At 67.5% G+C, this 26,036-nt stretch carries 27 protein-coding genes and 1 pseudogene; 14 read left to right on the top strand and 14 right to left on the bottom strand.

What is annotated here, in order from left to right:
* Positions 1–10: 10 nt before the first annotated feature.
* Genes AB0B45_RS25530 through AB0B45_RS25540 form a run of 3 tightly spaced genes read right to left on the bottom strand, consistent with a single transcriptional unit; the run spans position 11 to position 2,472 of the window.
* Positions 11–814 carry a hypothetical protein gene (locus AB0B45_RS25530; RefSeq protein ID WP_358134960.1) on the bottom strand — a complete coding sequence of 268 codons (804 nt, stop codon included), beginning with the start codon at positions 812–814 and terminating at the stop codon, positions 11–13.
* 19 nt (positions 815–833) lie between these two features.
* Positions 834–1,895, bottom strand: coding sequence for a CU044_5270 family protein (locus AB0B45_RS25535; protein WP_358134963.1), 1,062 nt, complete (start codon positions 1,893–1,895; stop codon positions 834–836).
* The gene (locus AB0B45_RS25540) at positions 1,888–2,472 is read right to left on the bottom strand and encodes an RNA polymerase sigma factor (protein WP_358134966.1); all 585 of its coding nucleotides are present in this window, start codon (positions 2,470–2,472) and stop codon (positions 1,888–1,890) included. Before AB0B45_RS25540 ends, AB0B45_RS25535 begins: the two co-directional genes overlap by 8 nt.
* A 157-nt stretch (positions 2,473–2,629) precedes the next feature.
* Between AB0B45_RS25540 and AB0B45_RS25545 the strand changes: the two genes are divergently transcribed.
* The 3 genes from AB0B45_RS25545 (at position 2,630) to AB0B45_RS25555 (ending at position 4,462) form a co-directional block, all read left to right on the top strand.
* Positions 2,630–2,809 carry a DUF6104 family protein gene (locus AB0B45_RS25545; protein WP_354921593.1) on the top strand — a complete coding sequence of 60 codons (180 nt, stop codon included), beginning with the start codon at positions 2,630–2,632 and terminating at the stop codon, positions 2,807–2,809.
* Positions 2,810–2,909: 100 nt separating this feature from the next.
* Positions 2,910–3,710: a DUF4097 family beta strand repeat-containing protein gene (locus AB0B45_RS25550; protein WP_358134968.1), complete on the top strand. Its 801-nt coding sequence runs from the start codon at positions 2,910–2,912 to the stop codon at positions 3,708–3,710.
* Positions 3,707–4,462, top strand: coding sequence for a PadR family transcriptional regulator (locus tag AB0B45_RS25555; protein ID WP_358134971.1), 756 nt, complete (start codon positions 3,707–3,709; stop codon positions 4,460–4,462). Before AB0B45_RS25550 ends, AB0B45_RS25555 begins: the two co-directional genes overlap by 4 nt.
* On the opposite strand, the gene AB0B45_RS25560 is transcribed toward AB0B45_RS25555, so the two are convergent.
* The 4 genes from AB0B45_RS25560 to AB0B45_RS25575 form a co-directional block, all read right to left on the bottom strand.
* On the bottom strand, positions 4,451–5,290 hold the full coding sequence (locus tag AB0B45_RS25560; protein WP_358134973.1) for an oxygenase MpaB family protein: 840 nt from the start codon (positions 5,288–5,290) through the stop codon (positions 4,451–4,453). The two genes, AB0B45_RS25555 and AB0B45_RS25560, sit on opposite strands and share 12 nt — an antisense overlap.
* 78 nt (positions 5,291–5,368) lie before the next feature.
* Positions 5,369–6,325, bottom strand: a complete 957-nt coding sequence (locus AB0B45_RS25565; RefSeq protein ID WP_358134975.1) for a zinc-binding dehydrogenase — start codon at positions 6,323–6,325, stop codon at positions 5,369–5,371.
* Between the two features lie 9 nt (positions 6,326–6,334).
* A complete protein-coding gene (locus tag AB0B45_RS25570; RefSeq protein WP_358134978.1) occupies positions 6,335–7,210 on the bottom strand; it encodes a hypothetical protein in 876 nt (291 codons plus the stop codon).
* 54 nt (positions 7,211–7,264) lie between these two features.
* Positions 7,265–8,698, bottom strand: coding sequence for an acetyl-CoA synthetase (locus AB0B45_RS25575; RefSeq protein WP_358134980.1), 1,434 nt, complete (start codon positions 8,696–8,698; stop codon positions 7,265–7,267).
* Positions 8,699–8,974: 276 nt separating this feature from the next.
* On the opposite strand from AB0B45_RS25575, the gene AB0B45_RS25580 reads away from it, so the two are divergent.
* Positions 8,975–10,093 carry a serine protease gene (locus tag AB0B45_RS25580; protein WP_358134983.1) on the top strand — a complete coding sequence of 373 codons (1,119 nt, stop codon included), beginning with the start codon at positions 8,975–8,977 and terminating at the stop codon, positions 10,091–10,093.
* 40 nt (positions 10,094–10,133) lie between these two features.
* On the opposite strand, the gene AB0B45_RS25585 is transcribed toward AB0B45_RS25580, so the two are convergent.
* The 3 genes and pseudogenes from AB0B45_RS25585 to AB0B45_RS25595 all read right to left on the bottom strand — a co-directional run bounded on the left by AB0B45_RS25585 (position 10,134) and on the right by AB0B45_RS25595 (position 10,864).
* On the bottom strand, positions 10,134–10,283 hold the full coding sequence (locus AB0B45_RS25585; RefSeq protein ID WP_358134986.1) for a hypothetical protein: 150 nt from the start codon (positions 10,281–10,283) through the stop codon (positions 10,134–10,136).
* Between the two features lie 36 nt (positions 10,284–10,319).
* Positions 10,320–10,373 (bottom strand): annotated as a pseudogene (locus tag AB0B45_RS25590) (hypothetical protein); the annotation flags it as partial.
* Between the two features lie 152 nt (positions 10,374–10,525).
* Positions 10,526–10,864: a YciI family protein gene (locus tag AB0B45_RS25595; RefSeq protein ID WP_358135131.1), complete on the bottom strand. Its 339-nt coding sequence runs from the start codon at positions 10,862–10,864 to the stop codon at positions 10,526–10,528.
* Here AB0B45_RS25595 and AB0B45_RS25600 point away from each other — a divergent pair.
* The gene (locus tag AB0B45_RS25600) at positions 10,863–11,162 is read left to right on the top strand and encodes a hypothetical protein (RefSeq protein ID WP_358134988.1); all 300 of its coding nucleotides are present in this window, start codon (positions 10,863–10,865) and stop codon (positions 11,160–11,162) included. The two genes, AB0B45_RS25595 and AB0B45_RS25600, sit on opposite strands and share 2 nt — an antisense overlap.
* Here AB0B45_RS25600 and AB0B45_RS25605 read toward each other — a convergent pair.
* Positions 11,159–11,857 (bottom strand): SSI family serine proteinase inhibitor, encoded by a 699-nt coding sequence (locus AB0B45_RS25605; RefSeq protein ID WP_358134991.1) that lies wholly within the window; start codon positions 11,855–11,857, stop codon positions 11,159–11,161. The two genes, AB0B45_RS25600 and AB0B45_RS25605, sit on opposite strands and share 4 nt — an antisense overlap.
* Positions 11,858–12,055: 198 nt before the next feature.
* Between AB0B45_RS25605 and AB0B45_RS25610 the strand changes: the two genes are divergently transcribed.
* The 8 genes from AB0B45_RS25610 (at position 12,056) to AB0B45_RS25645 (ending at position 22,356) form a co-directional block, all read left to right on the top strand.
* Positions 12,056–13,126, top strand: coding sequence for a trypsin-like serine protease (locus AB0B45_RS25610; RefSeq protein ID WP_358134993.1), 1,071 nt, complete (start codon positions 12,056–12,058; stop codon positions 13,124–13,126).
* A 294-nt stretch (positions 13,127–13,420) separates the two neighbouring features.
* A complete protein-coding gene (locus AB0B45_RS25615) occupies positions 13,421–14,578 on the top strand; it encodes a hypothetical protein (RefSeq protein ID WP_358134995.1) in 1,158 nt (385 codons plus the stop codon).
* A gap of 304 nt (positions 14,579–14,882) precedes the next feature.
* Positions 14,883–15,527 carry a hemerythrin domain-containing protein gene (locus tag AB0B45_RS25620; RefSeq protein WP_358134997.1) on the top strand — a complete coding sequence of 215 codons (645 nt, stop codon included), beginning with the start codon at positions 14,883–14,885 and terminating at the stop codon, positions 15,525–15,527.
* A 471-nt stretch (positions 15,528–15,998) separates the two neighbouring features.
* Complete coding sequence (locus AB0B45_RS25625; RefSeq protein WP_358134999.1) at positions 15,999–17,591, top strand: hypothetical protein; 1,593 nt, start codon at positions 15,999–16,001, stop codon at positions 17,589–17,591.
* Positions 17,592–18,043: 452 nt separating this feature from the next.
* The gene (locus AB0B45_RS25630; protein ID WP_358135001.1) at positions 18,044–19,693 is read left to right on the top strand and encodes a hypothetical protein; all 1,650 of its coding nucleotides are present in this window, start codon (positions 18,044–18,046) and stop codon (positions 19,691–19,693) included.
* A 180-nt stretch (positions 19,694–19,873) separates the two neighbouring features.
* Positions 19,874–21,415: a hypothetical protein gene (locus AB0B45_RS25635; protein ID WP_358135004.1), complete on the top strand. Its 1,542-nt coding sequence runs from the start codon at positions 19,874–19,876 to the stop codon at positions 21,413–21,415.
* Between the two features lie 249 nt (positions 21,416–21,664).
* A complete protein-coding gene (locus AB0B45_RS25640; RefSeq protein ID WP_358135007.1) occupies positions 21,665–21,925 on the top strand; it encodes a type II toxin-antitoxin system prevent-host-death family antitoxin in 261 nt (86 codons plus the stop codon).
* Entirely contained in the window at positions 21,922–22,356 is a 435-nt protein-coding gene (locus AB0B45_RS25645; protein ID WP_358135010.1) for a type II toxin-antitoxin system VapC family toxin, read from the top strand. The genes AB0B45_RS25640 and AB0B45_RS25645 overlap by 4 nt, the downstream gene beginning before the upstream one ends.
* 85 nt (positions 22,357–22,441) lie before the next feature.
* On the opposite strand, the gene AB0B45_RS25650 is transcribed toward AB0B45_RS25645, so the two are convergent.
* Together AB0B45_RS25650 and AB0B45_RS25655 are read right to left on the bottom strand one after the other, a co-directional pair.
* Entirely contained in the window at positions 22,442–23,800 is a 1,359-nt protein-coding gene (locus tag AB0B45_RS25650; protein ID WP_358135013.1) for a hypothetical protein, read from the bottom strand.
* A gap of 165 nt (positions 23,801–23,965) precedes the next feature.
* Positions 23,966–25,174 carry an NADP-dependent malic enzyme gene (locus AB0B45_RS25655; RefSeq protein ID WP_358135016.1) on the bottom strand — a complete coding sequence of 403 codons (1,209 nt, stop codon included), beginning with the start codon at positions 25,172–25,174 and terminating at the stop codon, positions 23,966–23,968.
* Between the two features lie 135 nt (positions 25,175–25,309).
* On the opposite strand from AB0B45_RS25655, the gene AB0B45_RS25660 reads away from it, so the two are divergent.
* The gene (locus AB0B45_RS25660; RefSeq protein WP_358135019.1) at positions 25,310–25,726 is read left to right on the top strand and encodes a CGNR zinc finger domain-containing protein; all 417 of its coding nucleotides are present in this window, start codon (positions 25,310–25,312) and stop codon (positions 25,724–25,726) included.
* Here AB0B45_RS25660 and AB0B45_RS25665 read toward each other — a convergent pair.
* Positions 25,696–25,992 (bottom strand): S24 family peptidase, encoded by a 297-nt coding sequence (locus AB0B45_RS25665; RefSeq protein ID WP_358135022.1) that lies wholly within the window; start codon positions 25,990–25,992, stop codon positions 25,696–25,698. The two genes, AB0B45_RS25660 and AB0B45_RS25665, sit on opposite strands and share 31 nt — an antisense overlap.
* Between the last annotated feature and the right edge of the window lie 44 nt (positions 25,993–26,036).

Raw genomic sequence — 26,036 nt, forward strand, 5'->3', positions numbered from 1 at the left:
GTGCCGGGTTCTACCAGGTGAAGGCCAGGCCGTATTCGGCGTAGACCTTCTGCTGGAGCTTCCATGCCTGCGGCGCGTAGGCGGCGTAGAAGTCCTTGCCGCATTCCAGGTCCTCGAGCGCGGCCTTGACCTCCTTCTTCAGGTACGGCCTGGCCTGCGCGGGCGTCATGCGCGGGAACACGATCTTGGCCTGGGCCGGCGCGCGTACACCCTGCTCACGAGCGACCTCCGTGCGCTCGTCAAGGAAGGCCTTGCGGCCCCGCTCGGCCAGGTCCGTCGGCTTGGCCGAGGTGACCTTGAGGCAGGTGGCGAAGGACCCGCCCAGCTTGATCAGGTTCGGGGCGCCGTTCAGCTCGGTTTCGGCCAGCTTGTCGTAGGCGCCGTCGAGCTGCGTGTAGTAGTCATCAGTCGAGCTGACGTCCTTGCCGAGAACGGTCTTGACCGACTCGACGAAGCACTTGTCCTGAGCGGCCTGGTATGCCTTGTGCTTCGATTCGGGCAGGGCCAGGATGATCTTGTCGTTCGGGTGATCCTTTCCTTCGTGGCTCTTGGGGTAGACGTGCCACGACCAGACGCCGAAGCCCTCCTTGGCCCGCTTGGCGCGCATGGCGGCGTAGTCGCCGTTGAGGGCTTTGCGGTCGGCGTCGCTCCTGGTGTCCTTGTCGATGTCGGCGGGCAGGTACTCCAGGCCCGCCGCCTTCATGCAGGAGACCTGGGCCTGCTCCAGCTTGACCGCGTTGGCGTGGGCGGTGTCGTACTCGGGTGAGGGGGTGACGGCGACAGCCGCCACCAGCAGGGCGTTGAGCAACAACATGGTGCGTGTTCTTCCTTTCCTAGCAAGGAATCTGGAGACGGGAAGCGTTGGGTGACGGCTCGGGCATCGAGGCGGCCGCCTCGACCCCGAGCAGGGCGGTGCCGGTGACGGTGCCCTTCGGCACGACGTACGCGCGGCCGCCGGGTGTCTCTGTCTTGTCCTTCGTGATGACGTAGCGGATGCCGAGGTAGCGGTAGGTCTCCTTGTCGAAGACCAGCTCGGAGCGCATGTACTCGTCCTCGGCCATGCCAACGGCAATGCCGGGCCTGCCCGCGGCGTCGGTCACGTCGGGGAAGAGACTGATGCCCTCGAGCCCCGACGCCACCTCGAACAGGGGCGCGGCCAGGCTGGGCCTCGCGGCCGACATGCGGATCAGGTCACTGATCGTCAGCCACAGGCGAAGGTGGCCGGGTCCTCCCTGTTGCGCGGCGACCTGCTCGATCCTGGCGCGCAGGGCGGTCGGGTCGGTGGGCCAGTCGCCGAGGCGCAGGTAGGAGAGCCGGTCGTCGGGGGCCTTGTCACAAGAGGACGTGTAGACGCTTTCGTCGAGGCCGTACCCTCCCTGCACCAAGGGGACGGGCCTGCTGCCCGGGTTGGGGGTGGCGCCCTTCCGCTGCTCCCTGACGAGCCACGGCTTGCCCGGCTCCGTGGGCTCCCACATGTCCTCGGCGACCGTGAAGGACAGGTGGTCGGTGCCGGTGCGGTCCTCACGCACGATCGCCGTGTGGCGTGCACCCAGCGACCTGACATGGAGGTACTGCCCCGGCTTCAGCTTCAGGTCGACCTGTTCCGACGCGGCACCTGCCGCCCTTTCGAGTAGTTCCTGCGCGCTCGCGGGCGGAGCGCCACCGGGGACGAGCTGGGCGGCCATGACGATCGCGGCCGCCGCGAGGACGACGGCCACGCCCTTCGACAGCAGGCCCGGCTGTCTGGCCGCCATGCGGGGGAGCCGGCGCGGCCCCCGCGCGGGCCGGTCGTCCGTGTAGGCCCGTTCCATGAGGGCGCGGGAGCCGGCGAGGTCCTGTGCCGACCCTTCGGGCGTGCCCGCCCACAGGCGGCGCAGCGCGTCCATTTCATCCATCGAGACCGTCCTTCTGTGTCGTGTCCTCGAGTGCCTGGCGGGCCTTCTTCCTGGCTCTGTTGAGCCGCGACCGGACCGTCCCCACGGGGATGTCCAGAGCCCGCGCGACCTCCTCGTAGCTCAGTCCCACCCACGCGATCAGCAGCAGCACGTCGCGGTCGCCGGACTTCAGCCCGGCCAACGCGGCGACCAGCGGCCGGTTCACCGTCAGCGTCGTCACGCTGTCTTCTACGAGGCCGCCGGTGATCTCCATGGGGTCCACGCCGCCGCGCACGTAGGCGCGGTAGCGGGTGACCTCCTCCCTGCGCCGCTTGCCGATCACATTGGAGGCGATGCCGTACAGCCATGGCCTGGCGTCGGCATGCTCCAGGTCGTACCGGTGGCGGTTCTGGAAGGCGGCCAGGAACGTCTCGGAGACGATGTCCTCCGCGGCGTCGAGTCCGAGCCGCCGCACCGCATACCTGTGCAGCGGCGGGGCGTGGCGGTCGAACACCGCGGCGAACGCCTCGGGCTCCTGCCACGACCACCGGATCAACTCGGCGTCGGCGACCTGGGTGGTCGCGGCGGACTGCGACATATGGTGCCTTTCGGTGCGGGTGGGGCGAACGCCTGTACTTACCAGCCCGCGCACAAAAGGTTCACGGCGGGCCGAGGGGCAGGCGGAGCACCTCCGGCCACTCGTTAGAGTTACTTCACGGTCGCGAGACCGCCTCGACCGAGTGAACAGGAGAGCGATGTACTTCACCGACCGGGGGATCGAGGAGCTCGTCGAGCGCCGCGGCGAGGAGGAGGTCAGCATCCTCTGGCTGGGCGAGCGGTTGCGCGAGTTCGTGGACCTCAACCCCGACTTCGAGACGCCGATCGAGCGCCTGGCCACGTGGCTGGCCCGCCACGACTCCGACGACGACGAGTGACGCCTGGTTCTCGACACGCCAAACGCGATACATCTTGATGTTTCGCCAAACGCGACATATCGTGTCTTGTATGGGACGTGTCGGGACGAAGGACGGAACCATGTCGCAATGGACGATCGAGAGCCCCCAGCAGCTCACGTTCGACGCCGTGCGCGCTCTCAACGTGCGGGTGGTCGCGGGAAAGCTGGCCGTCCTGGCCAGCGAAGGACCACCGACGCTCGAAGTCGCCGAGATCGACTCCTCACCGCTGATCGTCACCCATGACGAGGACGGCACGCTCACCGTCGCCTACAAGGACCTCACATGGGACGGCCTGCTCGGCTGGCTCAAGCGGTCGGGCAAACGCGCGACCACCCTGACGATCACCGTTCCCAAGGACTGCCCGCTCAGCGTCGGCGTCGTCTCCGCCTCGGCCGTCGTCGCGGGGTTCGAGCACCGCACCAACGTCCGCAGCGTCTCCGGCGAGATCGTCCTGGACGGCGTCAGCGGCGACGTCAACGCCGAGACCGTCTCCGGCGACGTCGAGAGCAGGGCGATGGAGGGCGACCTGGCGTTCAAGAGCGTCTCCGGCGATCTCGCGGTCGCGGGCGGCACGCCGAGGAGGCTGCGCGCCAACACCATCTCCGGTCGCATCACCGCCGACCTGGCCCTGCGCCCGACCGGGCATGTCACGTTGACCAGCGTCTCCGGCGACATCATGGTCCGCCTGCCGTACGACGTGGAGAGCGATGTCACGATCCGCTCCACCTCGGGGCGCCTCGACTCGGCCTTCGAGGAGCTGCGCTCGGGCGGCAATCCCGCGGCCAAGTCGCTGTCAGGAAGGCTGGGTGGTGGAATGGCCTCTCTCACGGCCAACACCGTCTCGGCCGATGTCACGTTGCTCAAGGGGGAGAAGGAATGAGCCCGGTATTCGGCCACGGCAGGCTCCGGCTGTACCTGCTGAAGCTGCTGGAGGAGAGCCCTCGCCACGGCTACGAGGTGATCAGGCTGCTCCAGGACCGCTTCCTCGGCGTCTACTCCCCCTCGCCAGGCACGATCTACCCGCGGCTGGCCAGGCTGGAGGAGGAGGGCCTGGTCACGCATGAGCTGGTCGACGGCAAGAAGGTGTTCTCGATCACCGACAAGGGCCGCGCCGAGCTCAACTCCCGCCTGGACGAGCTGGCCGACCTCGAGCAGGAGATCACCGACTCGGTCCGCGACATCGCCCGCGAGGTCAAGGAGGACGTCCGCGAGACCGTCAAGACGCTCCGCGAGGAGCTGACCGCGATGGCCAAGGACGTCAAGAGGGGCGGCCGCGACGAGGGCCGCCGCATCCGCGAGCAGCAGAAGGCCGACGTGCTGCGGATCAAGGAGCAGCAGAAGCGCCAGTGGATGGAGCACGCCGCCCAGTGGCAGAGCCAGGGCGAGCGGCTGAGCAGGGAGTGGCGGCGCGTCTGGACCCAGGTGTGGAGCGATCTCGGCGGCTCGCCCGGCGACAGCACACCCGACAACACGGCCGGACTCGACGCCGAGCTCGGCGAGCTGCTCGCCGACTTCGTCGCCAAGGTCCGAGAGGAGGCCTCGGAGAGCCGCCTCACCCGCGAGACGCTGTCCGACTGCCGGGAGGCGCTCGACGCGGCCGCGGAGCGGATCCGCGACTCGCTACGCGGATAGCAGTTCCCGCCGGTCGCGCGCGGCCCGCCTGGCCCGGTAGGCGATCGGCATGTAGCGGACCCGCTCGGGCAGGCGAGGCGTCAGCGCCGCGACCGCCCGCCCGAGCCGCCGCAGCCGCCGCTCGTCCTTCTGCGACCACTCGAGCCCGAGCACCTCCCGTACGGCAGGCGGCAGGGTCCCCACGGTGACGAAGTAGTTGAACTCGCCCGACCCCATCCCCACGGGCCGCCAGACTCCGCGCAGCGGTCTGGGCACCATCGGCGGCGCGGGCGTGCCGCGCATGGTGGCCAGCACCTCCAGCGCGGTCGGATGCGGTTCGAGCCGCTCGGCGACCATGCGGTCGAAGTAGAGCCAGAAGTCGTCCAGCGTCGGCGGCACCTCCCGCTCCGGCACCCGCAGGATCTGCCCGAGCCGCCGCGACTCGGCGTAGAGCCTGCGCTCCTTCTCGCCGGAGTACGGCGTGCCGAAGTAGCGGTTGAGCACGACGAAGCGCTCGAACAGCGTGAGGTGCACCCACGCGTAGGCCTCGCCGTTGAGCGCGTGGTAGGAGCGGCCGCGCTCGTCGGTGCCGCTGATCCGCGCGTGCATCTGCCTCAGCCGCCTGCCCTCGCGCTCGGCTTCGGCGCCGCCGTACACCCACTTCTGGACGGAGGTCAGGGTGCGGGTGAGCCGTCCCCACGGGTCCTGCTTGTAGGTGGAGTGCTCGGCCACCGCCGCGCCCACGGCGGGGTGCATCGTCTGCAGGACGAGCGCGCTGCCCGCCACGAGCAGGTTGCGGTATTCGCCTGCGGTGTCCCAGTGGATCGTGCCGGGACGGAACGGCTCCATAGGTCATGACCTCCCGGGTGATACACCTTCTCTCTCTTTGTATCACCCGGGAGGCGGCGAAGTAACCCGTCACTTATCTCAGAGGGTGAACACGACCTTTCCGAACAGCTCGCCCTCGTGCATCGCGGCGAACCCGTCACGCGCCTCGGCCATCGGCATGGACCTGTCGATGAGCGGGCGCACGCCGGTCTGCTCCAGGAAGACCGCCAGGCGGCTGAGCTGGTCGCGGGTGCCCATCGTCGAGCCGACGACCGACAACTGCAGGAAGAAGACCCTGTTCAGGTCGGCGGGCGGCACCGCGCCGCTCGTCGCGCCGGACACGACGATCCGCCCTCCGGGGCGCAGCGACTTCAGCGAGTGGTCCCACGTGGCCTGACCCACGGTCTCCATCACCGCGTCGACCCGCTCAGGCAGCCTGGCGCCAGGCTCGAAGACCTGGTCGGCGCCGAGCCGGACCGCCCGCTCGCGCTTCTCCTCCGAGCGGGAGGTGGCCCACACCCTGAACCCGGCCGCCCTGCCCAGCGCGATGACCGCGGTGGCGACGCCGCCGCCCGCGCCCTGCACGAGCACGGTCGAGCCCGGCTGGAGTCCTGCCTTGTCGAACAGCATCCGGTAGGCGGTCAGCCAAGCCGTCGGCAGGCACGCGGCCTCCTCGAAGCTCAGCGCGGCAGGCTTGGGCACCAGGTTGCGGCGCGGCACCGCCACCTTCTCCGCGAACGTGCCGTCGTGGACCTCCGACAGCAGCGACCGCTTGGGGTCGAGCGTCTCGTCGGCGCCCTGCCCGATGACGGAGTGGACGATGACCTCGTTGCCGTCCTCGTCCACGCCCGCCGCGTCGCAGCCGAGCACGATCGGCAGCCGGTCCTGGCGGATGCCGACACCCTTGAGCGTCCACAGGTCGTGGTGGTTGAGCGCGGCGGCCCTCACGGACACCGTGGTCCAGCCGTCGGGCGCCTGGGGATCTGGATGCTCACCGAGCGTCAGCCCGGCCAGCGGGTCGTCGGGATCGGTCTGTGTAGCGGTAACGGCGAACATGGCCGCACCCTACTCGGTGAGCTTCACCTTGATCCCGCGCAGCGCCGCCCGTACGAACGCTTCCTGCCCCGCGGCGGAGACGAAGACGTCGCCCCTGCACACCCCGTCGGCGTACGTGGCGTCGCGCCGGAGCTCGGGCGGGATGCCGCTGTTGCGCTCGCAGTCGGGGGTCAGCACCAGGGACACCAGCTCGTCCCGCCCTCCGAGCAGCTCGCCGCCGAACAGCAGGCCGGGGCCCGCGGGCTCGCCGCCGAGCCGGTCGCCCGGCTTCGACAGGTGGACGGGATCCCTGGCCGACAGCACGAGATAGCCTTCGCGGGTCACCCTGCCCTTGAGCGCGTGGGCCCACTCCATCCGCTGCTCGAAGGTCAGCCCATCGCGGCGGTCCTGCAGGGCGATCCGCCACCTGCCGAACTCGAAGATCAGCACCTGCCCGTCGCGGGCGGTCCACAGGGAGACGTTGCCGGTCATGCTCCTGATCCGCGTGCCGCCCTCGGGCAGCCCGTCGAGGGGCGCGTAGAGCTTGCGGAACATCGCCCGCTCGCCGCTGATCCACGCCCCCTGATAGGGCCTGGACCCTCGCGCGGCCAGCCGCAGCACGGCAGGGTAGCGGACCCCGGCCTTCGTTCCGTCGGGGAAGACCACGTCGATGCTCTCCTCGTCGCCCACGGTCCTCGCCTCGGCGCGCAGGATGTTGGGCGCACGGTCCTGCCGGTCCGTCGCGGACCCTGGAGCGGCGGCCGGCGGGGGCCCCGCGGCCGGCCGGTCGTCCGGGCCCCTGCTGATCAGCAGGCTGACGGCGGGGACGGCGAGGACGGCCGCCAGGACCACGATGCCGATCCATCGCCTGCGCCTGGGTGTGCCTGCCTCTATGACGTCGCGCACACCTCCATTCAGTTGACCTCCGCCGCTCCACGCAAGACCTCCGGCATGATCGGTTCACCATACGGCCGTGTTGACCTTGCCGTCGGTCGTCAGCCGCACCCTCTGGCCCACCAGCTGCCTGTCTATGGCGTCGGCCAGCAGGTCCGCCTGCCGTACCCATGCGTGGGCGCGCCCGCCTTCGGGCAGGTCGACCACGAGCAGCCCCTTCGACGCGGACCCGTCGCGCTCGTGCGCGACCGTGTACCCGGCCACCGTCGCCTCTCCCGCGTAGGCGGACACGATCGGGACGGGCGGCGCGATGTGGACGGGCTCGGCGCTGCCGAGCCTCCCGCCCGGCACGCTGGACCACACGGCGTAGGCGTGCTTGGTCAGGTGCATGCCCACGCCGCTGACCAGGCCGTGCCCGCCGTCCCTCAGCACTCCGGCCATCGTCGCCGTCGAGTGCAGGACGTAGCCGCTGGCCGGCCCGCCCGCGTACGGCAGGCCGCCGGTGACCGTCAGCCCCCGCCGGTCCAGCGGGTCCAGCTTCAGCGCGTCGCACGCCATCCGCAGCGCGACGGCGAAGCAGCTGTAGACGTCGAGCGCGACCAGATCGTCCAAGGACAGCCCCGCCCGCGAGAACGCCGTGGCCGCCGCCGCGCCGAGCGCGACAGAGGAGCCGAGCGAGGGCCTGGCCGCCACCTCCCACGTGTCCTCGGCGTATGCCCACCCGCGCAGGTAGGTCCGCTGGTCGCCGGGCACCCCGAGCCGGTCGGCCAGCCCCGTGCTGACCAGCACGAGCGCCGCCGCCTGGTCCACCTCCATGACCGCGACGGTCTTCTTCGTGTACGGCCAGCCGACGAAGCGGTTGTCAGGACCCGGCGTCACCAGCTCGTCGGGCGACAGCACGGAGCGGTGCCAGGCGTGCGGGTTGACCGCCGCGACCTCGGTGAACGGGGAGAGCAGCTCGCCCCGCGTGGCCCGCTCCTCCGCGATCCCCTCCCGCCGGGCGGTCTCCATGATCGCGTAGGTGTGGACGGGCAGGAAGAGCTCGTGCGCCAGCTCGGCCTGATGCGGCCCCCTCTCCCATCCGTAGGGCGGCTTGGGGTCGGCGGGATGGCTCCACTTCACGTGCTCGCCCGCCTTGCGGTAGGCGCGCCTGGTGGCCAGCGCCTCGGCGCCCACGACCAGCGCCGCGTCCATCTCCCCCGCGGCGATCCTGCCCGCCGCCTCGCCGATGAGCAGGTGCGGCGCCGTACCGCCGACTCTGGAGTAGGCCCGGTGGCGTGGGGCGGCGCCGAGCCGTTCGGCCAGGCGCGCCACGGGGTCGTCGTACTGCCACGAGTCGGTGTAGACGATCTGGACGGAGTCGAGCCGCGCGCCGGTCAGCCGCGCGTCGGCCAGCGCCTGCCGCGCCACCGTCTCCCACAGGGCCAGCGGCTCGGGTCCCGGCTGGTCGCGAACGGTGAGCTGGGCGACTCCGACAAGGCAGGGGGTGCGTGGATCCATGGCGCCGATACAACCAGAGCAATGTTCGGTATGTAAAGACTGAGACATTTGTTAATGGTGTGGCCGGCGATATTCAACGCCGCCCGCCACCTGCGGAAATACCATTCTTGAATACATGCGGATTGGTTATTTCAATAACGGAATGGAACCGGCCCAGACTTTTTCACGTCGTTTCCTGGTTCACGCCTTGCGCCATTCAGTAGCGTCCTCAACGTTTTCCTGGCCCACCGGGGCACCGTTCCCCGCTCTGGGCCGCCGAGAACCGGAAGGAGCTCCATGTTTTCCCGAGCAAGGCACCTCACGGTCGGCGTCGTGGCCATCGGTATGGCCGCGGGTCTGATCAGCGCGACCGCGGCCGAGGCCGCGGCCCCCAGCGACGTCGTCTCCAAGGACGCGACCACCTCAGCAGGCAGCGCCATCGCGTTCTGGACGCCGGACAAGCTCCGCGCGGCCACCGACATCGACGACGACCTGTCCATGGACGTGAGGGGCGCGAAGGGCGCCAACTCCACCCCTGACGGCCCTCCCGGATCCGTCCCGCCGATCGGCCAGGAGAAGGCCAAGGCCACCAAGACCAAGCAGGTCAACCTGCCCAACACGGTCGGCCGCATCTTCTTCACGCTGCCCGGCGCCAACGAGAACGACAGCAGGAGCTGGAAGTACTGCTCAGGCACCTCGGTGCAGGGCAAGTACCGCAACCTCGTCGCCACGTCGGCCCACTGCGTCTACGACGTCAAGCACAACGTCTTCTACGACAACTGGGTGTTCATTCCGTCGTACTGGGACGGCAACAACAAGTGGGACGGCAAAACCCCCTACGGCATTTACGCCGCCAAGACGTTCAACGCTCACGACGACTTCGTCGTGAAGGAGGACTACGACTACGACTACTCCTTCGTCAACGTCTACAACGGCTTCAAGCCGCAGTGGCAGAAGGACGACAAGGGCGTCTGGCGCGTCGTCAAGAAGAACGTCGGCAGGCTCGGCGACAACGTCGGCGGCCAGGGCTTCACCTGGAACCGCAGCACCAAGGCCAAGGTGTTCTCCTTCGGGTACCCGGCAGGCGAGCACCCCGACGGTGACAAGCCCTTCACCGGCAAGACCATGAAGTGGTGCTACGGCACGACGGCCGCCATGCCGCCCGCGCCGAAGTTCCGCATCGAGGAGCACATCGGCTTCAAGTGCTCCTTCACCGCCGGCGCCAGCGGCGGACCGTTCCTCTACAACTACAAGAACTCCACCAGAACCGGCTACCTGTACGGCGTCAACAGCGTCGCGTGGGACACCGACGGCAATGACCGCTACGACCGCATCTCCTCGCCGTACTTCAACGGCGACACCTACAAGGTGTACAAGGCCGCGGCCAACCGCTGGAGCGGCAACCAGCCCAGCTAGCCGAGGGCAGCACCTGCGGCACCAGGGGTCCCGGTCCTTCTCAGGACCGGGACCTTCCCTTCTCCTCCAGGTAACGCCGCTCGGGCAGGCTGGCCGTCAGCACCGCCGCCCTGGCGTAGGACTCGCGCGCGGCCCGCTCCTCCCCCGCCATCTCCAGCAGATGCGCCCGTACGGCATGCAGCCGGTGCACGGTCCTGGCCAGCCTGATCGCCTCGCCGGTGAGGTCGGCGCGGTGCAGGTCGGGACCCGAGGTGGCGGTGTAGCCCTCGTTGAAGATCAGGTAGAGCGTGCATGACCACGTCGAGCCGGTTGGGCGTCGTCAGGCCTCCTGCACCGCGTCCTCGCACGCGTCGAACTGGCCGTAACGCCGCACGAGCACGCCCAGCACCTGCGGCGCGAGCTCCCTGAACAGGTCTTCCCTCATCCCCCGCGTCATTCCTCGAAGACGGGGCGCAGCTCGATCGTGCCGCCGTAGGTCACGTCGGGCCAGCGCTTGGCCACCTCGAGCGCCCGCTCGGGCGTGGCGCAGTCGATCACGCAGTAGCCCGCCAGATACTCCTTCGACTCCAGGAAGGGCCCGTCGGTGACGGCGGGCACGCCGTTCCTCAACGTGATCGTCCGGGAGCCCGCCTGGTCGGCGAGCGCCTCGCCGCTCACCCACTCGCCGCTCGCGGTGAGCTCGGCGACGAGGTCCTCCACCGTCGCCATGGCCTGGTCGATGTTCTCGCTGACGGCCTGGGCGGCGGCGGCGTTCGTGTAGATCATCAACATGTACTTCACGACTTCGACGCTACATGTCGAGCGGGAGACACCGGCTCCGGGCGGCCTGGCGATCTCGGTCGTCGGGCTGCTGTTCATCGGGCAGGCGGAGAGCGTCGTCGCGGTGTCGGCCGGGTTCGCCTCAGGCCTCGATCCGGTACGGCCGGAGCCGGCGCGGGCGTTCACCACCGGCATGCACACGGTGGCGATGCTCAGCGCCGTCCTGCTGCTCGCCGTCGCCGTCGTGACCGTGGTCCTGCTCAGGCATGTCCCGACGCACGAGAACGCGCCCGAGCAGGTCACTGTCTAGAAGCCCCTGTCGAAAGGCCGTCTCCTGTGGTTCGCCGTCCAAGGGTCGCGATCCGGAGATCGCCGTCGAGCGGCCGCCGCCAAACGGTCTCCCTCCGGAACTCGCCGTCTCGAGGCCGCCGCGGAGAGGTCGCGATCCGGAACCCGCCGTCTCGAGTCTGCCGCCGAATGGTCGCGATCTTGAGCTCGCCGTCTTGAGGCCGACGCCGAATGGTCGCGATCTTGAGCTCGCCACGCCGCCGCCGAGAGGTCTCCGTCCAGAGGACTCCGTCGAGACGACGTCGAGAAGGCGAAGACCGAGCCCGTCTCGGACCGCATCACGCAGGGGTTGCTGAAGGTGTGCCGGTACCTGATCTCCCTGCCCTCCCACGTGCCGGTGGCGGTCGCCTGGACGGGGTCGTACTCCATGGTGCACCTGACGCCCGGGTCGGGCTCGAGCTCGGCGGGGTCGCCGCCGACCGCGGCGAGCTCCGCGCACGCCTTCTGCGGCGTCGGATGCGTCGAGGCGTCGTACGGCTCGCATGCCAGAAGCACCAGGCGCGAGCCCGCGCTCAGGACGATCACCCGCTTCTGCTTGACCTTCTTCATGATCATTTTGGAGAACACCGATAGCGGGTCGGGGTCGGCCGTCGCGGGCACCGAAGATGTAGCGAAAGCCGTACAGCAAAGCACGGCCACACATGCGAGTCTTCTCATGACAAGAAGCCTCGCTTGTGCCGTTGACCTGCGACAACGACCGACGCGCGGGATATTGAGCGCCTATCAGGCGATGTCCTCATACATGCGCTCGCCTTTCTTGATCAGATAACGATCGCCAATCCAGGCTGCAATAGCGCTTACGATCTGGAAAAATCGCTCGTTACGGTCCAAGGAAGGCATTTCATGATCCCCCGCATGAGGCAACTCGCGATCGCCGCTGCCAGCGGCGTTCTGCTGATGCTGCCCGGAATCACGGGGGTCTCCCACGCCGCCGCCCCGCAAGCGCCCGACTACGTCTACTCCGAGCCACTGGCCAGGTCCGACGCCGAGATGCGCAAGGTCGCGGAGTACTGGAAGCCCGAGCGCCTCAAGGAGGCCGACAACTACTCCCCCGCGACGCCCGGCACCAAGGCGTCCTCGCCGTCGTCCTCGCCCTCCACGTCGGCGGGCTCGGTGCTCACCAACGGCGTCGCCAAGAAGCGCGCGCCGCGCGATATCGCGCCGACCGCGCCGGTCAAGGGCGGCGCGGCCAAGACGATCGGCAAGGTCTACTTCCAGCTGGGCGGCAAGGAGTTCTGGTGCTCGGCCAGCGCGGTCGCCTCCAGGAACCGCAGCCTCGTCGCCACCGCGGGCCACTGCGCGTGGGACCCGCGCCTCGGCAAGAGCACCAACTGGGTGTTCGTCCCCAACCCCGGCAAGGACGGCGACGCGCCCTACGGCGTCTACGTCGGCTCGACGCTCCACATGCACGAGGACTGGGCGGCCATCGGCGACTACGACTACGACTACGCCTTCATCTCCGTGCACCGCGGCTTCCGCTGGACGACGGAGAACGGCAAGTCGGTCATGAAGGACGTCGGCCGGCTGGAGGACAACGTCGGCGGCCTGGGCCTGACGGTCGGCAAGAAGACCGGCACCCAGATCAACGCCTTCGGCTACCCGGCGGGCGCCCAGCCCGACGACTCGCACCCGTTCGACGGCCGCACGCTCAAGACGTGCGACGGCACGACCAAGCGGACCGTCAACCCGACGCGCAACCTGCAGTTCGGCGTGCTGCTCACCGGCTGCGACTTCAGCGCGGGCGCCAGCGGCGGACCATGGATGCTCGGCTACAGGCCGTCGTCGGGTCTCGGCTACCTCAACGGGGTCAACAGCCTCACGTGGAACCTGGACGCGGTGGGCAAGTACGACGCGGTGTCCTCGCCGTACTTCACCACGACGACGTTCGAGGTCTACGACCACGCGGCCAACGACTCCATCACCTGAAATTTCGGTATTTCGGACGCCCCCTCGAGCAAAATGTGACCCAGATCACACGAACTCGCGGCAACCATTTGATCACTCACGCGTCAGAGGCGTGCTGATCAGCACAGACCACACCAGGTCAGTTGATCTCAGGCAGGTCACGGTCCGAGCGGTACGCCCGACTTGTCCGTTGACTTGATCAAGGGGAAATTCACATGACCAAACCCTCCGCTGTAGGTTCCTCGCTATCCGTTTGCTGACTCTTCAGGCGCAACAGGCGTCACGGTCAGCGCAAAGGAAACCTGGAGTTATACCTTGAAGCGCATCTTCCTCCCGGCTGGTGGTGCGATCCTGGCCACCGGTCTCCTGGCCGCTGGCCTTTCCACCGGCACCGCCCAGGCCGCTCGCGACATCGCCTCCGACCCCATGGCGAGGAACACCGGCGACGCCGCCTCCATCGCGACCTTCTGGTGGAAGTCGAACGGGGCCGCGCTCCGTCAGGCCAGCGCCTACTACTGGGACGCCAGCGAAGTCAAGAAGCTCGTCACCAAGGGCGGCTACACCCCCGACGGACGTCCCGGCATGGTGGCCCCGACCGGTAACTCCACCAGCACCGGCACGGCCCAGAACGTCAACATCCCCCGCACCATCGGCAAGGTGTTCTTCCTTGACGCCAGCGGCAAGCCCCGCTGGTGCTCGGCCACCTCCATCCAGGGCAACTACCGCAACCTGGTCTCCACGGCCGGCCACTGCGTCTACGACACCGACGGCAACGCCGACACCATGTCCAAGTGGGTCTTCGTCCCCGGCTACTACCAGGGCAAGACGCCGTGGGGCATCTACGTCGGCAAGCAGGCGTTCACGCACTACGACTTCGACGTCTACGAGGACTACGACCGCGACTACGCGTTCGTCACCGTCTACAACGGCATCCGCTTCACCGGCGTCAAGCAGGTCGACAGCCGCGACTACAACCGCTTCGTCGGACCCAAGTTCGGCGGCCGCTACATCCTGCTGTCCGAGGACGCGGGCCGTCTCGGCGACAACGTCGGCGGTCAGGGCTTCGCCTACAACCAGCCGACCGGCAAGGTCGTGCGCACCTTCGGCTACCCGTACGCGCCCCACCCCGACGGCAGCAAGCCGTACACCGGCGTCACCCCCAAGAACTGCTACGGCAAGACGTCGGCCAAGACCGTGGGCGCAGCCGACAAGAAGATCGAGGAGCACGTGGCGCTGAAGTGCCCCGTGACCCCCGGCTACGACGGTGGCCCGTGGCTGCTCAACTACAGCAACGCCAAGCGCCTCGGTTACGTGAACGGTGTCACCAGCACCTTCAACGACCAGGACGGCAACGACCGCGTGGACTACATCTCCTCGCCGTACTTCGACGGCGAGACGGCCGCTGTGTACAACGCGGCCAAGAACATGGCGTCCGGGAAGATCGTCGGCCCGAACGGCGAGCTGCTCAAGTAACACCCAGCGTTTCCTGAGAAGGGCCCGGCACCTCCCCCCGGGCCCTTTCTCATGCCCAGCCCCATCTCCCCCTGCCCCATACCCCCGCACATCCCGCCCGCCCCCACACCTCTCCGCCTCCTCCCGTCCCGCACCCCAACCCCCATCTCGCGCACACGCCCGACGCACCCCCGCACCCGCGCTGCCCACCCTGCTCCCGGCAACCCCCGGCACCAGAGGTTCTCCCGACGCCTCCCCCCGAGACCGCCAGCCGACCCCCTCCGCAGTGCCTCACGCCATCCGTTCGCCGGCCGTCACGAGCCGGATGGACGGTCGCGAACGCCCATTGACGGCTCCACCAAAGGGTGATGAGATCCCGGGTCAGCGTCGCAGTGCACCCGGCAAAAGACCGTCGCGGGCATGGAGGCGCCGGAAACATGGGAATCATGTGCAACCACCACCCACCGACCCCACCGGACGCCTCGAAGCGTTCGGCACCCAACTGATCGACGTTCACTTGTGGCTCCGCGAAGAGCTCTCCAAGTTGCGAGACAGCCTCGACGGCAACGCCCACCGCCCGCGCGAGCTGCGCGCCCACTGCCTGACCTTCTGCTCGGCTCTCGAAAGGCACCACACGGGCGAGGACAGCGCCGCGTTCCCCGTCCTGGCGGAGGAGTTCCCCGACCTTCGCCCCGTACTGGAGAAGCTGCAACAGGACCACCACCTGGTGGCCGACATCCTCCGCAGAATCGAGACCCTGGTCGGCGACGTCCAGGCCGAGCCCGATGAGGTCGAGGCCCAGCGGGTACGCCGGGAGCTCGACGGCCTGGCCGCCATCATGGAGTCGCACTTCGCCTTCGAGGAGCGCCAGATCACCGCCGCCCTCAACGAGCTGAAGGCTCCCCGGTGGGCAGAATCGCCCCCCGACTTCCTCAAAACCGCCGGCACCGCCGTACCCACATCGGACTGAACGACCAACCGGGCCGCCCCACGGGGCGGCCCGTTTCTTCTGTCCCACCATGGACCGTGCCAAGGCGATCACTCAGCGTCAGGACAAGCGCCCGAAACGTAGCCCAAAGTCGGTTTCCTGAACGTTTCCTGGCAAGATCGAGTGATATTAGACGGAGCGGGTCCCGATTCGGTGCCATCAGGTTCCTGTGATCTGAGTCACATCCAGCCCATCACGCAACGTGTCCCCTCACTCACTCCACTTTCGTCTCATGCGCCACAACCCCGCGAGACCCTGCGAAAACGTGGCGCGACGATCACTCACCGCGATCATGTCTGACAGATAACAGAAAGGTCACGCCGGTAAGGGCACTTCCCAGATGCCACGAAACGGCTTCCACCTGCGAAGATCACCGCGTTATGGTCCTTGCTATCCCTTTACTGACGCATGGGACACATGTTGCGTCCCACGACAGAGCAAGGAGCAGTTCCCTTGAAGCGCATCCTCCTCCCCGCCGGTGGCGCCGTTCTGGCCACCGGTCTCCTGGCCGCCGGTCTTGCTGGTACCGCTCACGCCGCCCCTGACGTCGCCAGCGACCCGATGGCGAAGAACGCCGCGGTCGCCAAGGCCGTCGCCCAGTACTGGGCCGAGTCGAACGGGGCCGCTCTCAAGGCCGCCACCGAGTCGAACGTGTGGGACAGCAAGGACGTCGCCAAGCTCAAGACGACCGGCGGCTACAGCGCCGACACCAAGCCGGGTGTCGTCGCGCCGATCGGCGAAGAGAAGAAGACCACGGCCAAGGTTCAGAACGTGAACATGCCGAAGACCATCGGCAAGGTCTTCTTCGTCAACTCCAAGGGCGAGCGCAAGTGGTGCTCGGCCACCTCGATCCAGTCCAAGTACCGCAACCTGGTCTCCACGGCCGGCCACTGCGTCTACGACACGGCCGGCAACGCCGACACCATGTCCAAGTGGGTCTTCGTCCCCGGCTACTACCAGGGCAAGACGCCGTGGGGCATCTACGTCGGCAAGCAGGCGTTCACGCACTACGACTTCGACGTCTACGAGGACTACGACCGCGACTACGCGTTCGTCACCGTCTACAACGGCATCAACCTCAGTGGCTCCGCTCCGGCGCAGGTCACCAAGGGCGAGTTCGAGAAGCACGACGGCCCCAAGTGGGTCACCGAGAAGAACATCACCAAGGACGAGTACGTCGCCGGTGTCGAGAAGTACGGCATCAACGGCCCGTTCCAGTCGAAGGCCCTCGACCCGCAGATCGAGACCATCGGCAAGCCGGCCGATGTTTCCTCGAAGAACATCGAGGACTACATCCTCGGCAAGGGCCCGACCAAGGGTGTCCAGCTCACCGGTGCCGAGGTTCTCAAGTCGGCTTACGACAAGGCCGGCGACGGCTGGGACAACGGTGACAAGTTCGTTCGCCTCAGCACCAAGCTGCCCATCAGCAAGGAGGAGTACGAGCGCCTCCTGAAGGCCAAGGCTGATGGCAAGTTCGACGGCGAACTGACCACCGACAAGGCCAACGGCGCCGACATCGCCTGGTACAAGCAGCAGTTCTTCGTCAAGAAGTGGGTTAAGACCACCGAGCAGTTCCGCTACTGGGTCGAGACCTACTACGTCCAGGACGTGAAGGCTGCTGACGCCGGTCGCCTCGGCGACGCCGTCGGCGGTCAGGGCTTCGCCTACAACCAGCCCACCGGCAAGTACGTCCGCGTCTTCGGCTACCCGGCCGCGGCGCACCCCGACGGTCACAAGAACTTCACCGGCATCACCCCCAAGTGGTGCTACGGCAAGACCACGGCCAAGACCGTTGGTTCGTCCGCCAAGAAGATCGAGGAGCACGTCGCGCTGAAGTGCTCCATGACCGAGGGCGCCGACGGTGGCCCCTGGCTGCTCAAGTACAACAACACCAAGCGTCTCGGCTACGTGAACGGTGTCACCAGCACCTTCAACGACCAGGACGGCAACGACCGTGTCGACTACATCTCCAGCCCCTACTTCGACGGTGAGACCGCTTCCGTCTACAAGGCCGCTGCGAACGTGTGGTCCGGCAAGATCGGCTAGTGGCGTGACCGAGCCGGAGCGTTGATTTCCGGCTCACCCAGCAACACAGAGGGGCCCGACAGCCGTCGGGCCCCTCTGCGTTTCGTCGGCATTCGGAGACTTGAGCGAATTTGCTGGGCTCTTCGACGCACCACAGCCCGAATCGGTGCCATCAGGAGAATGTGATGTGCGTCACACGACCTACTCACTCGCCGTGACGGGGGCACTCCAACCTCATTGGCCACACTAACAACACCTTTATGATGATCTGCGGAAACACCCCTTAAATCACCGCAGATACGCAGCGTGCGCTTCAGCCTCTTAAACATCACAGAACGATCACGCCCGACTTGTGCGGCCTTTTCCCGCCAAAGCGGCTTCCGGTTTCCAAGATCGGCACTGTATGTTCCTGGCTATCCCTTTACTGACGCCTGGGACGCAAGAGGCGTTCCACGACAGCGCAAGGAGTTACCTTGAAGCGCATCCTCCTCCCCGCTGGTGGTGCCATCCTGGCCACCGGTCTGCTGGCTGCCGGCCTCGCCGGCACCGCCTCGGCCACCCCGGCTCCGACCGACGAGTACCTCGCCAAGAGCGCTCAGGACGTCGCGAACATCATCGACTTCTGGACGAAGTCGGACCACGCCGCGCTGAAGCAGGCCACGGCCTACCACTGGGACTACAAGGAAGTTAAGAAGCTCGTCACCAAGGGCGGCTACACCGCCGACACCAAGCCGGGTGTCGTCGCGCCGATCGGTGAGGAGAAGAAGGTCGCGGCCAAGGTTCAGAATGTGAACATGCCGAAGACCATCGGTAAGGTCTTCTTCGAGGGCCGTGACGGCAAGCTGTACTGGTGCTCCGGCACCTCCATCCAGGCCAACTACAAGAACCTGGTTGCGACCGCCGGTCACTGCGTCTACGACCTTGCCGGTAACGACGAGGTTGTCTCCCGCTGGGTGTTCGTCCCGGGTTACTACCAGGGCAAGACCCCGTGGGGCATCTACGTCGGCAAGCAGGCCTTCACGCACTACGACCTGGCTGTGTACGAGGACTACGACCGCGACTACGCGTTCGTGACCGTGTACAACGGCATTGGCGCCAAGTCGGGCGGCAAGACTCAGGTCAGCAAGGGCGAGTACGACAAGCACGTCGGCCCCAAGTGGACCGACCGCAAGTACTACGACTTCAGCGACCCCAAGCAGAAGGCTGAGTGGGAGGCTGGCCGCAGCAAGTTCGGCGCCAACGGCCCGTTCCAGTCCGAGGTTGCGGACGCTGACAAGGTCGAGCACGTCGCTCGCCCGGACAGCGTTAAGAACTACGACACGTTCAAGCCGTACGCGGAGGCTGCCGGCAAGGACGGCGTCAAGGCTGTCAAGGTCTCCGTGACCGATGCCCAGTACACCGCTGCACCCGGCAAGAACGACAACGGTGTCACGGACGGCACCGAGGCTGCGCACTTCAACAACGGTGCGAAGTGGGAGCGGAAGTCCGAGGTCATCTCCAAGGAGACCTACGAGCGTCTTCTGGCGGACAAGGCCAACGGCAAGTTCGACGGTAAGCTCGAGGTTCTCCCCAGCAACACCGGCTGGCAGAAGACCGAGTACTGGACGGTCCTCTGGGTGAAGTCCACCGCGAAGACCGTGTACTACGCGGAGAGCTACTTCATCGAGGACGCCAAGCTCCTCGACCTGGGTCGCCTCGGTGACAACGTTGGTGGTCAGGGCTTCGCCTACAACCAGCCCACCGGTGGCGTCGTCCGTACCTTCGGCTACCCCTACGCTGAGCACCCCGACGGCTCCAAGCCGTACACCGGTGTGACGCCGAAGCACTGCTACGGCAAGACCAGCGCCAAGCTGGTCGGCTCGGCCGCCAAGAAGATCGAGGAGCACGTCGCGCTGAAGTGCGCCGTGACCCCCGGCTACGACGGTGGCCCGTGGCTGCTGAAGTACAGCAACGCCAAGCGCCTCGGTTACGTTAACGGTGTCACCAGCACCTTCAACGACCAGGACGGCAACGACCGCGTGGACTACATCTCCAGCCCGTACTTCGACGGTGAGACCGCGACTGTCTACAAGGCCGCCGCGAACACCGCCTCGGGCGCGATGTTCCCGTTCCCCAAGCCGTAACACGCTTGAACTGAGCCGAGGGTCCAAACCTCAGCTCGCCTTGCTTCACCCGAAGGGCTCGGCTTCTGCCGGGCCCTTCGGCCTTTTCTGGAGAAAATCCTCAGGAAAGATCCCTTACGGGAGTGACGCGAGGGTCGATAGGGTCCTAACACCCCTTTGTTAACTCTGTGGAGCCTTCCGTTGAAGCGCCTGCTCATCCCCCTCGCGGCCGCCGGTCTGACCGCTGCCGTGCTCGCCGCGCCCGCCGCCGCCGCGCCGAATTGGGTCACCGACCCGCTGGCCCCCAAGCCCGCCGACGCCTACAGCAACGCCCTGTTCTGGCTGGACGCCAACGGCGCCGCGCTGAAGAAGGCCACCCAGTACCACTGGGACAGCAAGAACGTCACCAAGCTCGTCAAGGTCAGCGCCGACAAGCCCGATGACGGCAAGCCCGGCATCGTCGCGCCCACCGGCACCGCGACGACCGGCGCCAAGGTGAAGAACGTCAACCTGCCCAGGACCATCGGCAAGGTCTTCTTCATCGACCTCAAGGGTGAGTACCGCTGGTGCTCGGCCACCTCGATCCAGTCCAGGCACCGCAACCTGGTCGCGACCGCAGGGCACTGCGTCTACGAGCACGGCCGTGACGTGTTCGCCAAGTGGGTCTTCGTACCCGGCTACTACCAGGGCAAGGCGCCGTTCGGCGTCTTCGCGGGCGCCTACGCCTTCACCACCTACGACCTCGACACCTACGACGACTACGACGGCGACTTCGCCTTCGTCGCCGTCCACAACGGCTTCGACCTGCCTGGGACGCGCGAGGTCACCAAGACCGAGTTCTCCGACTGGGCCGGCGACAAGTGGATCCAGCACGAGGAGATCAAGGAAGACGAGTACAAGGCCGGCTTCGACAAGTACGGGGCCGCCGGGCCGTACTGGTCCAAGGACTTCGACGTCACGCCCGAGAAGGTCGGCCACGACTACAAGGGCGACAAGACCCTCACCAAGGTCGAGGTGACGGAGAAGGAGTACGGCGATGCCGCTCCCAGCACCCCTGCCAACGTGAACGGCGAGCAGTACGAGAAGGTCGGCCCCACGGCGATCAGTAAGGAGAAGTACCAGGAGCTGAGCAAGCTCAAGGCCGACGGCAAGTTCCCCGGCAAGCTCGACGCCGAGGCCAGGAACGGAGCCGAGATCGCCTGGTACGAGACCCACTACTACACCAAGCAGTGGGTGAAGGCCGGCAAGACCGTCCGCTACTTCCGCGACCGCTACATCCTCGGCATCGCCAAGGACACCGGCAGGCTCGGTGACGCCGTGGGCGGGCAGGGCATCGCGTGGAACCAGCCGCAGGGCCAGCCTGTCTTCGCCTTCGGCTACCCCGCGGACGAGCACCCCGACGGCAGCAAGCCGTACACCGGTGTCACGCCCAAGCACTGCTACGGCAAGACGGGCACGAAGACCTACCAGGTGAACAGCTTCAGGGTCGAGAACCACCAGGTCCTGAAGTGCTCCATGACCGGCGGCGCGGACGGCGGCCCCTGGCTGCTGAAGTACGACAACAGCAAGCGCCTCGGCTACGTCAACGGTGTGACCAGCCTGTTCCACGACCAGGACGGCAACGACCGGGTCGACCTGATCAGCTCGGCGTACTTCGACGGTGAGACCGCTGACGTCTACAACAAGGCGCAGTACGCGGAGACCAAGAGCATCATCGGCCCCAAGGGCGAGATGCTCAGCTGAGTGCGCGACGGCCCGGCTCCCTCCGAGCCGGGCCAGTTTCCAGTAACGGCGGGCAACCGCTTTGGACTCCGAACAGCTCGTCAGCGGTCGTGACCACCGGCGCACGGCCCTCCAGCACAATGACCGACAAAAGAACACAGCGTCGGGCGGCTTGATAGAGTGTCCGACATGATGGTTGAGCCAGGCACCAAGCAGCCTCGTCCCGCCCGCGCTCGGCGAAGGAGCCGGCAGGCCGTCACCTCGCTGACCATGAGAGAGCTCGGCAAGCTCAGCGCCGACGACATGGCAGCCATCGACCACCCCGTTCCTGTGACCAGCAACGGCAGGCCCGTTGCCTGGCTCGTACCGCTTGGTCCAAGTGAGCGCCTTCGCGCCGAACTGATCGCGAGCGGAGACATTGTTCCTCGACGCCGCGAGGACCTCGACGCGTGGCAGCCAGCTCCGGCTGTAGAAGGGGAGCCGACCCTCTCCGAAATCCTCCTCGCGATGCGCGAGCAGGAGCGGACATGATCTACCTTGATTCCTGCGCCTTGGTGAAGCTGGTCCTCAGCGAGAAGGAGACGGCCGCACTCGACCGGTTCCTTTCCCAACGCAGATCCGAGATGATCACTTCTGAGCTTGCGCTGACCGAAGTGATTCGCGTTGTTCGCCGCTCCTGCTACAGCGACCAACGCGAACTGACCGTTGACTCCACGGTCCTACACGATCGGTTGGCGCTGACGGCCGACCTTCTTGATCGAGTCGACCTGATCGCCGTCAACCGCGACCGCCTCATTAAAGCGGCGACCTTCACCAACGATCCCTTTGTTGGCACCCTCGATGCGATTCACCTGGTAAGCGCCCAGTTGATCCAAACAGCGCTCAAGGCGTTCATCACGTACGACAAGGCGCTCTCCCGCGCGGCCACGCAGGCGGGACTGCCGGTCGTACAACCCACGTGAACCGACCCGCTTGACTGCTCTCATCCACGATCCGACCTCGCGACAAGCACCGCCCAACATAGGGACAGGGTTTCAGGTGCCGGCGTCAGACCGGGGTGAGCTCCTTGACGCGTTCGTTCAGGGCGACCACCGGTGGTTCCGATCGGTACGGCTCCAGCCGCCGCCGCAGGTCGAGCGCATAGGAGCGGCTCCTGACCGACTGGAGCTCGTTGGCCAGCCCCAGCGCCTGCGTGGCCGTCTCGCAGGCCTCCTCCAGCTCCCCGCACTGCAGCAGCCCGGCCGCCAGCAGCGAGAGGTTGAACATCCGCCCTCGCACGTACCGGCCGTCCATCTCCAGCGATCTGCGCGCATATCGTACGGCTCGCGCGCCCTCCCCCAGATCCCGATAGCAGTGGGCGAACTTGGCCGCCAAGTAGGCCTCGTCGAAGTACGACAGCCAGGCGGGCTCCTCCCCCGGCGTCCGCCGCGCGAAGTCGCGCTCGGCCGCGTTGAGTGAGGCGGCGCACGAGGTCTTGTCGCCCAGCCCCGCGTGAGCGTGAGCCTCGAGGACGTGGCAGGAGGCCATCAGCGTGTGGATGCCCGCGCGCAGCGCGGACTGCTGGGCGGCGCGGGCGAGGTCGAGGGCGTGGGCGGACTGGCCCATGTAGAGGGCCTGGTGGCTCATGCCGGCGAGGATCTCGCCGCCGAGGCCGTCGTCGCCCGCGCCACGGGCCAGGCGGAGGGCCTGGATGAGGTAGCGCTGGGCGAGGCCGTGCTGTTCGAGGTCGTAGGCCATCCAGCCGGCCAGCCTGGTCAGCTCGGCGGCGGCGGAGGCGAGGCGCTTGCCCGTGCTCTCGCCGTACGAACCCTCTTTGAGCAGTGGTGTGACCGCGGTGTCGAGGTACTTGACCACCGCCGAGCGGACCCTGCCGCCGCCGAACCTGTTGTCGAGCGCCCCGAACGAGCGGGTGACCTCGTGGATGGCGGCGATGTCGGCCATTCCCACCCTGCGCCCGCCCGCCGCCGAGGGATTGCCCTCGGAAGGGAAGGTCAGCCAGCGGATGGCTCCGACCGATCCCGCCCCGATCGCGAACGTGGAGTCGACCAGGAACCTTCGCCGTTCCACATCCGCCCGCCACAGAGCTGTCACTGTCGCAACCCCCTCCTGCCACGTGTGCGTGAACTCCTGCCCGAGGTGGAGGGGCGTGGTGACGACCGGCATGCCGAGGTCTTCCGGCGTGACGGGGCGGCCGAGGCGCAGCGCGAAGATCTCGGTCAGCAGGCAGGGAACGGGGTCGCGCGGCCGCTGACCACCGATCCACCGCAGGACGGAGCTGTGGTCGTACTTCAGGCCTGGCGCACCTCGGGCCGCGCCCAGGTCGTTGAGCCTGCGGGCCAGCCCCTTGTGGGAGAAGCCCGCTTCGGCGATGAGCGCCTGGAGCGGCCGGTTGGCGTTACGTTCCATGGGCCCCTCAGCGGAGAGTCGGGCACGTCATTACAGAGAGCTTTAGTTCTAGCACGGAACGTAACACTTGTGTCGCCTTTCCCAAAGGGAACGTCAAAACTCCTCTGGGAGGGCGGAGGACGCAAAAGGCCCCCGGCGGCGAGGCGCCGGGGGCCGAGCGAACTGCTAGAGCCTGGCCACGCCGTCCTCGCGGGCCTGGGCGGCCACCGCTGCGATGACGGCAGGGGCCACCCGGGGGTCGAACGGGCTGGGGATGACATAGTCCTCCCGCAGCGCGTCGCCGACCACGCCCGCGAGCGCCGTCGCCGCCGCCACCTTCATGTTCTCGGTGATGGTGGAGGCCCGGACGTCCAGCGCACCCCTGAACACGCCGGGGAACGCCAGCACGTTGTTGATCTGGTTGGGGAAGTCGGAACGCCCCGTCGCCACCACCCGCGCGTAACGGGCGGCCACCGCGGGGTGCACCTCGGGCGTCGGGTTGGACAGCGCGAACACGATCGAGTCGGGCGCCATGGAGGCGATGGCCTCTTCCGGCACCGTCGAGCCCGAGAGGCCGACGAACACGTCGGCACCCGCCAGGGCCTCCTCGGTCGAGCCGGTGAGCCCGCCCCTGTTGGTGTCGGCCGCCAGCGCCTCCTTGAAGGGGTTCAGGCCTGAGCGACCCGAGTAGATCATGCCCCGCGAGTCGGACACCGCGATGTCGCCGATGCCCGCGTTGAGCAGCATGCGGGTGACCGCGACGCCCGAGGCACCGGCCCCTGCGACGACGGCGCGCAGCGCGCTGAGCGGGCGCCCTGTCAGGCGGGCGGCGTTCTGGAGCGCGGCCAGGACGACGATGGCCGTGCCGTGCTGGTCGTCGTGGAAGACGGGGATGTCGAGCAGGTCCCGCAGCCTGTCCTCGACCTCGAAGCAGCGGGGTGCGCTGATGTCCTCGAGGTTGATGCCGCCGAAGGACGGGGCGAGCCTGGCGACGGTCTCCACCAGGGCGTCGACCGAGGTGCAGTCGAGGCAGATGGGCACCGCGTCGACCCCGGCGAACTCCTTGAACAGCAGCGCCTTGCCCTCCATGACCGGCATGGCGGCCGAGGGGCCGATGTCGCCGAGCCCGAGGACGGCGGTGCCGTCGGAGACGACCGCGACGACGTTGGACACCCAGGTGTAGTCCCTGGCGAGCTCGGGGGACTCGGCGATGGCCATGCAGACCTTGGCCACCCCCGGGGTGTAGGCGAGGGAGAGATCGTCCGCGTCGCGGACGGGGATGGTGGAACGGACCTCGAGCTTGCCCCCGCGGTGCAGGGCGAAGGCCGGATCCAGGTCGAGGGAATCGAGAGAGACAGAAGCGGGCGTGACAGCCACAGCGACCCCAGTAGTCATCGGAATGGGCACGAACCAGACGCCGCACGAAAGGTGTCGTGGAGCGGGCGTCTTCGTGAGGGGGGTACGGGGGTCACCCGTTTTTTGATTCTGCCACATACTGAGACGCGCGCATGTGTAAGGAGTGTTAACAGGTTGGATCTGACCTCATACGCGGAGTTGGCCGTCCTTCTGATCAACGGAGAGCTTCCTGATGAGAACGGCCTGCGCGAAGAGCTGGCATCGGTCTTCGCGCTGGCCGACGCGGGCAAGCACGACGAGGCGGTCGAGCTGCTCAACACCCTGCTCGCGCGGCATCCCGTGCATCCGCAGATCTCCGCGCACGACGGGCAGGGCTGGCATCTGCACCTGTCGGAGGGCGGCATGGTGATGGGCCTGGCCGCCGTGGTCACCGACCTGGGCGTCGACAGGCTGGGCGTCTGCAGGGCGGCGCGGTGCTCGAACGTGTTCGTCGACACCTCGTCCAACCGCTCGCGCCGCTACTGCTCCGAGCGCTGCGCCAGCAGGGCGAACGTCGCCGCCTACCGTGCGCGCCGCAAGAGCGGCCAGTAGCGCAGCACGACGCGGCCCACGATGTCGTCGACGGGCCCGAAGTCCCAGCTGTCCTTGCGTCCCGAGGCGCGCTGGTTGTCGCTCTCCAGCCACCACCCGTCCGCCCCGTGCCATTGGGCGCGTTTGACGATCAGCCGCGAGGGCTCGCCGGGGAGTCTGGCCACGACCAGGTCGCCGGGGTGGACCGCGGCGCCACGCCGTACCAGCAGCCAATCTCCCGGCTGCAGCGCGGGCTTCATGGAGTCTCCTTCGACACGCACCCTCATGGGCTGGTGATCTCCCCACACGAGTAAGGTCGGTAACTGGACCA

The sequence above is a fragment of the Nonomuraea sp. NPDC049152 genome, assembly GCF_040648355.1.
Classification (GTDB): Bacteria; Actinomycetota; Actinomycetes; order Streptosporangiales; family Streptosporangiaceae; genus Nonomuraea.

What these genes read in the sequence shown, in the direction of transcription:
- AB0B45_RS25530 (WP_358134960.1), bottom strand. Translation starts at nt 814, where the DNA reads ATGTTGTTGCTCAACGCCCTGCTGGTGGCGGCTGTCGCCGTCACCCCC.
- AB0B45_RS25535 (WP_358134963.1), bottom strand. Translation starts at nt 1,895, where the DNA reads ATGGATGAAATGGACGCGCTGCGCCGCCTGTGGGCGGGCACGCCCGAA.
- AB0B45_RS25540 (WP_358134966.1), bottom strand. Translation starts at nt 2,472, where the DNA reads ATGTCGCAGTCCGCCGCGACCACCCAGGTCGCCGACGCCGAGTTGATC.
- AB0B45_RS25545 (WP_354921593.1), top strand. Translation starts at nt 2,630, where the DNA reads ATGTACTTCACCGACCGGGGGATCGAGGAGCTCGTCGAGCGCCGCGGC.
- AB0B45_RS25550 (WP_358134968.1), top strand. Translation starts at nt 2,910, where the DNA reads ATGTCGCAATGGACGATCGAGAGCCCCCAGCAGCTCACGTTCGACGCC.
- AB0B45_RS25555 (WP_358134971.1), top strand. Translation starts at nt 3,707, where the DNA reads ATGAGCCCGGTATTCGGCCACGGCAGGCTCCGGCTGTACCTGCTGAAG.
- AB0B45_RS25560 (WP_358134973.1), bottom strand. Translation starts at nt 5,290, where the DNA reads ATGGAGCCGTTCCGTCCCGGCACGATCCACTGGGACACCGCAGGCGAA.
- AB0B45_RS25565 (WP_358134975.1), bottom strand. Translation starts at nt 6,325, where the DNA reads ATGTTCGCCGTTACCGCTACACAGACCGATCCCGACGACCCGCTGGCC.
- AB0B45_RS25575 (WP_358134980.1), bottom strand. Translation starts at nt 8,698, where the DNA reads ATGGATCCACGCACCCCCTGCCTTGTCGGAGTCGCCCAGCTCACCGTT.
- AB0B45_RS25580 (WP_358134983.1), top strand. Translation starts at nt 8,975, where the DNA reads ATGTTTTCCCGAGCAAGGCACCTCACGGTCGGCGTCGTGGCCATCGGT.
- AB0B45_RS25600 (WP_358134988.1), top strand. Translation starts at nt 10,863, where the DNA reads ATGTACTTCACGACTTCGACGCTACATGTCGAGCGGGAGACACCGGCT.
- AB0B45_RS25595 (WP_358135131.1), bottom strand. Translation starts at nt 10,864, where the DNA reads ATGTTGATGATCTACACGAACGCCGCCGCCGCCCAGGCCGTCAGCGAG.
- AB0B45_RS25605 (WP_358134991.1), bottom strand. Translation starts at nt 11,857, where the DNA reads ATGAGAAGACTCGCATGTGTGGCCGTGCTTTGCTGTACGGCTTTCGCT.
- AB0B45_RS25610 (WP_358134993.1), top strand. Translation starts at nt 12,056, where the DNA reads ATGAGGCAACTCGCGATCGCCGCTGCCAGCGGCGTTCTGCTGATGCTG.
- AB0B45_RS25620 (WP_358134997.1), top strand. Translation starts at nt 14,883, where the DNA reads ATGGACGGTCGCGAACGCCCATTGACGGCTCCACCAAAGGGTGATGAG.
- AB0B45_RS25640 (WP_358135007.1), top strand. Translation starts at nt 21,665, where the DNA reads ATGAGAGAGCTCGGCAAGCTCAGCGCCGACGACATGGCAGCCATCGAC.
- AB0B45_RS25645 (WP_358135010.1), top strand. Translation starts at nt 21,922, where the DNA reads ATGATCTACCTTGATTCCTGCGCCTTGGTGAAGCTGGTCCTCAGCGAG.
- AB0B45_RS25650 (WP_358135013.1), bottom strand. Translation starts at nt 23,800, where the DNA reads ATGGAACGTAACGCCAACCGGCCGCTCCAGGCGCTCATCGCCGAAGCG.
- AB0B45_RS25655 (WP_358135016.1), bottom strand. Translation starts at nt 25,174, where the DNA reads ATGACTACTGGGGTCGCTGTGGCTGTCACGCCCGCTTCTGTCTCTCTC.
- AB0B45_RS25665 (WP_358135022.1), bottom strand. Translation starts at nt 25,992, where the DNA reads ATGAGGGTGCGTGTCGAAGGAGACTCCATGAAGCCCGCGCTGCAGCCG.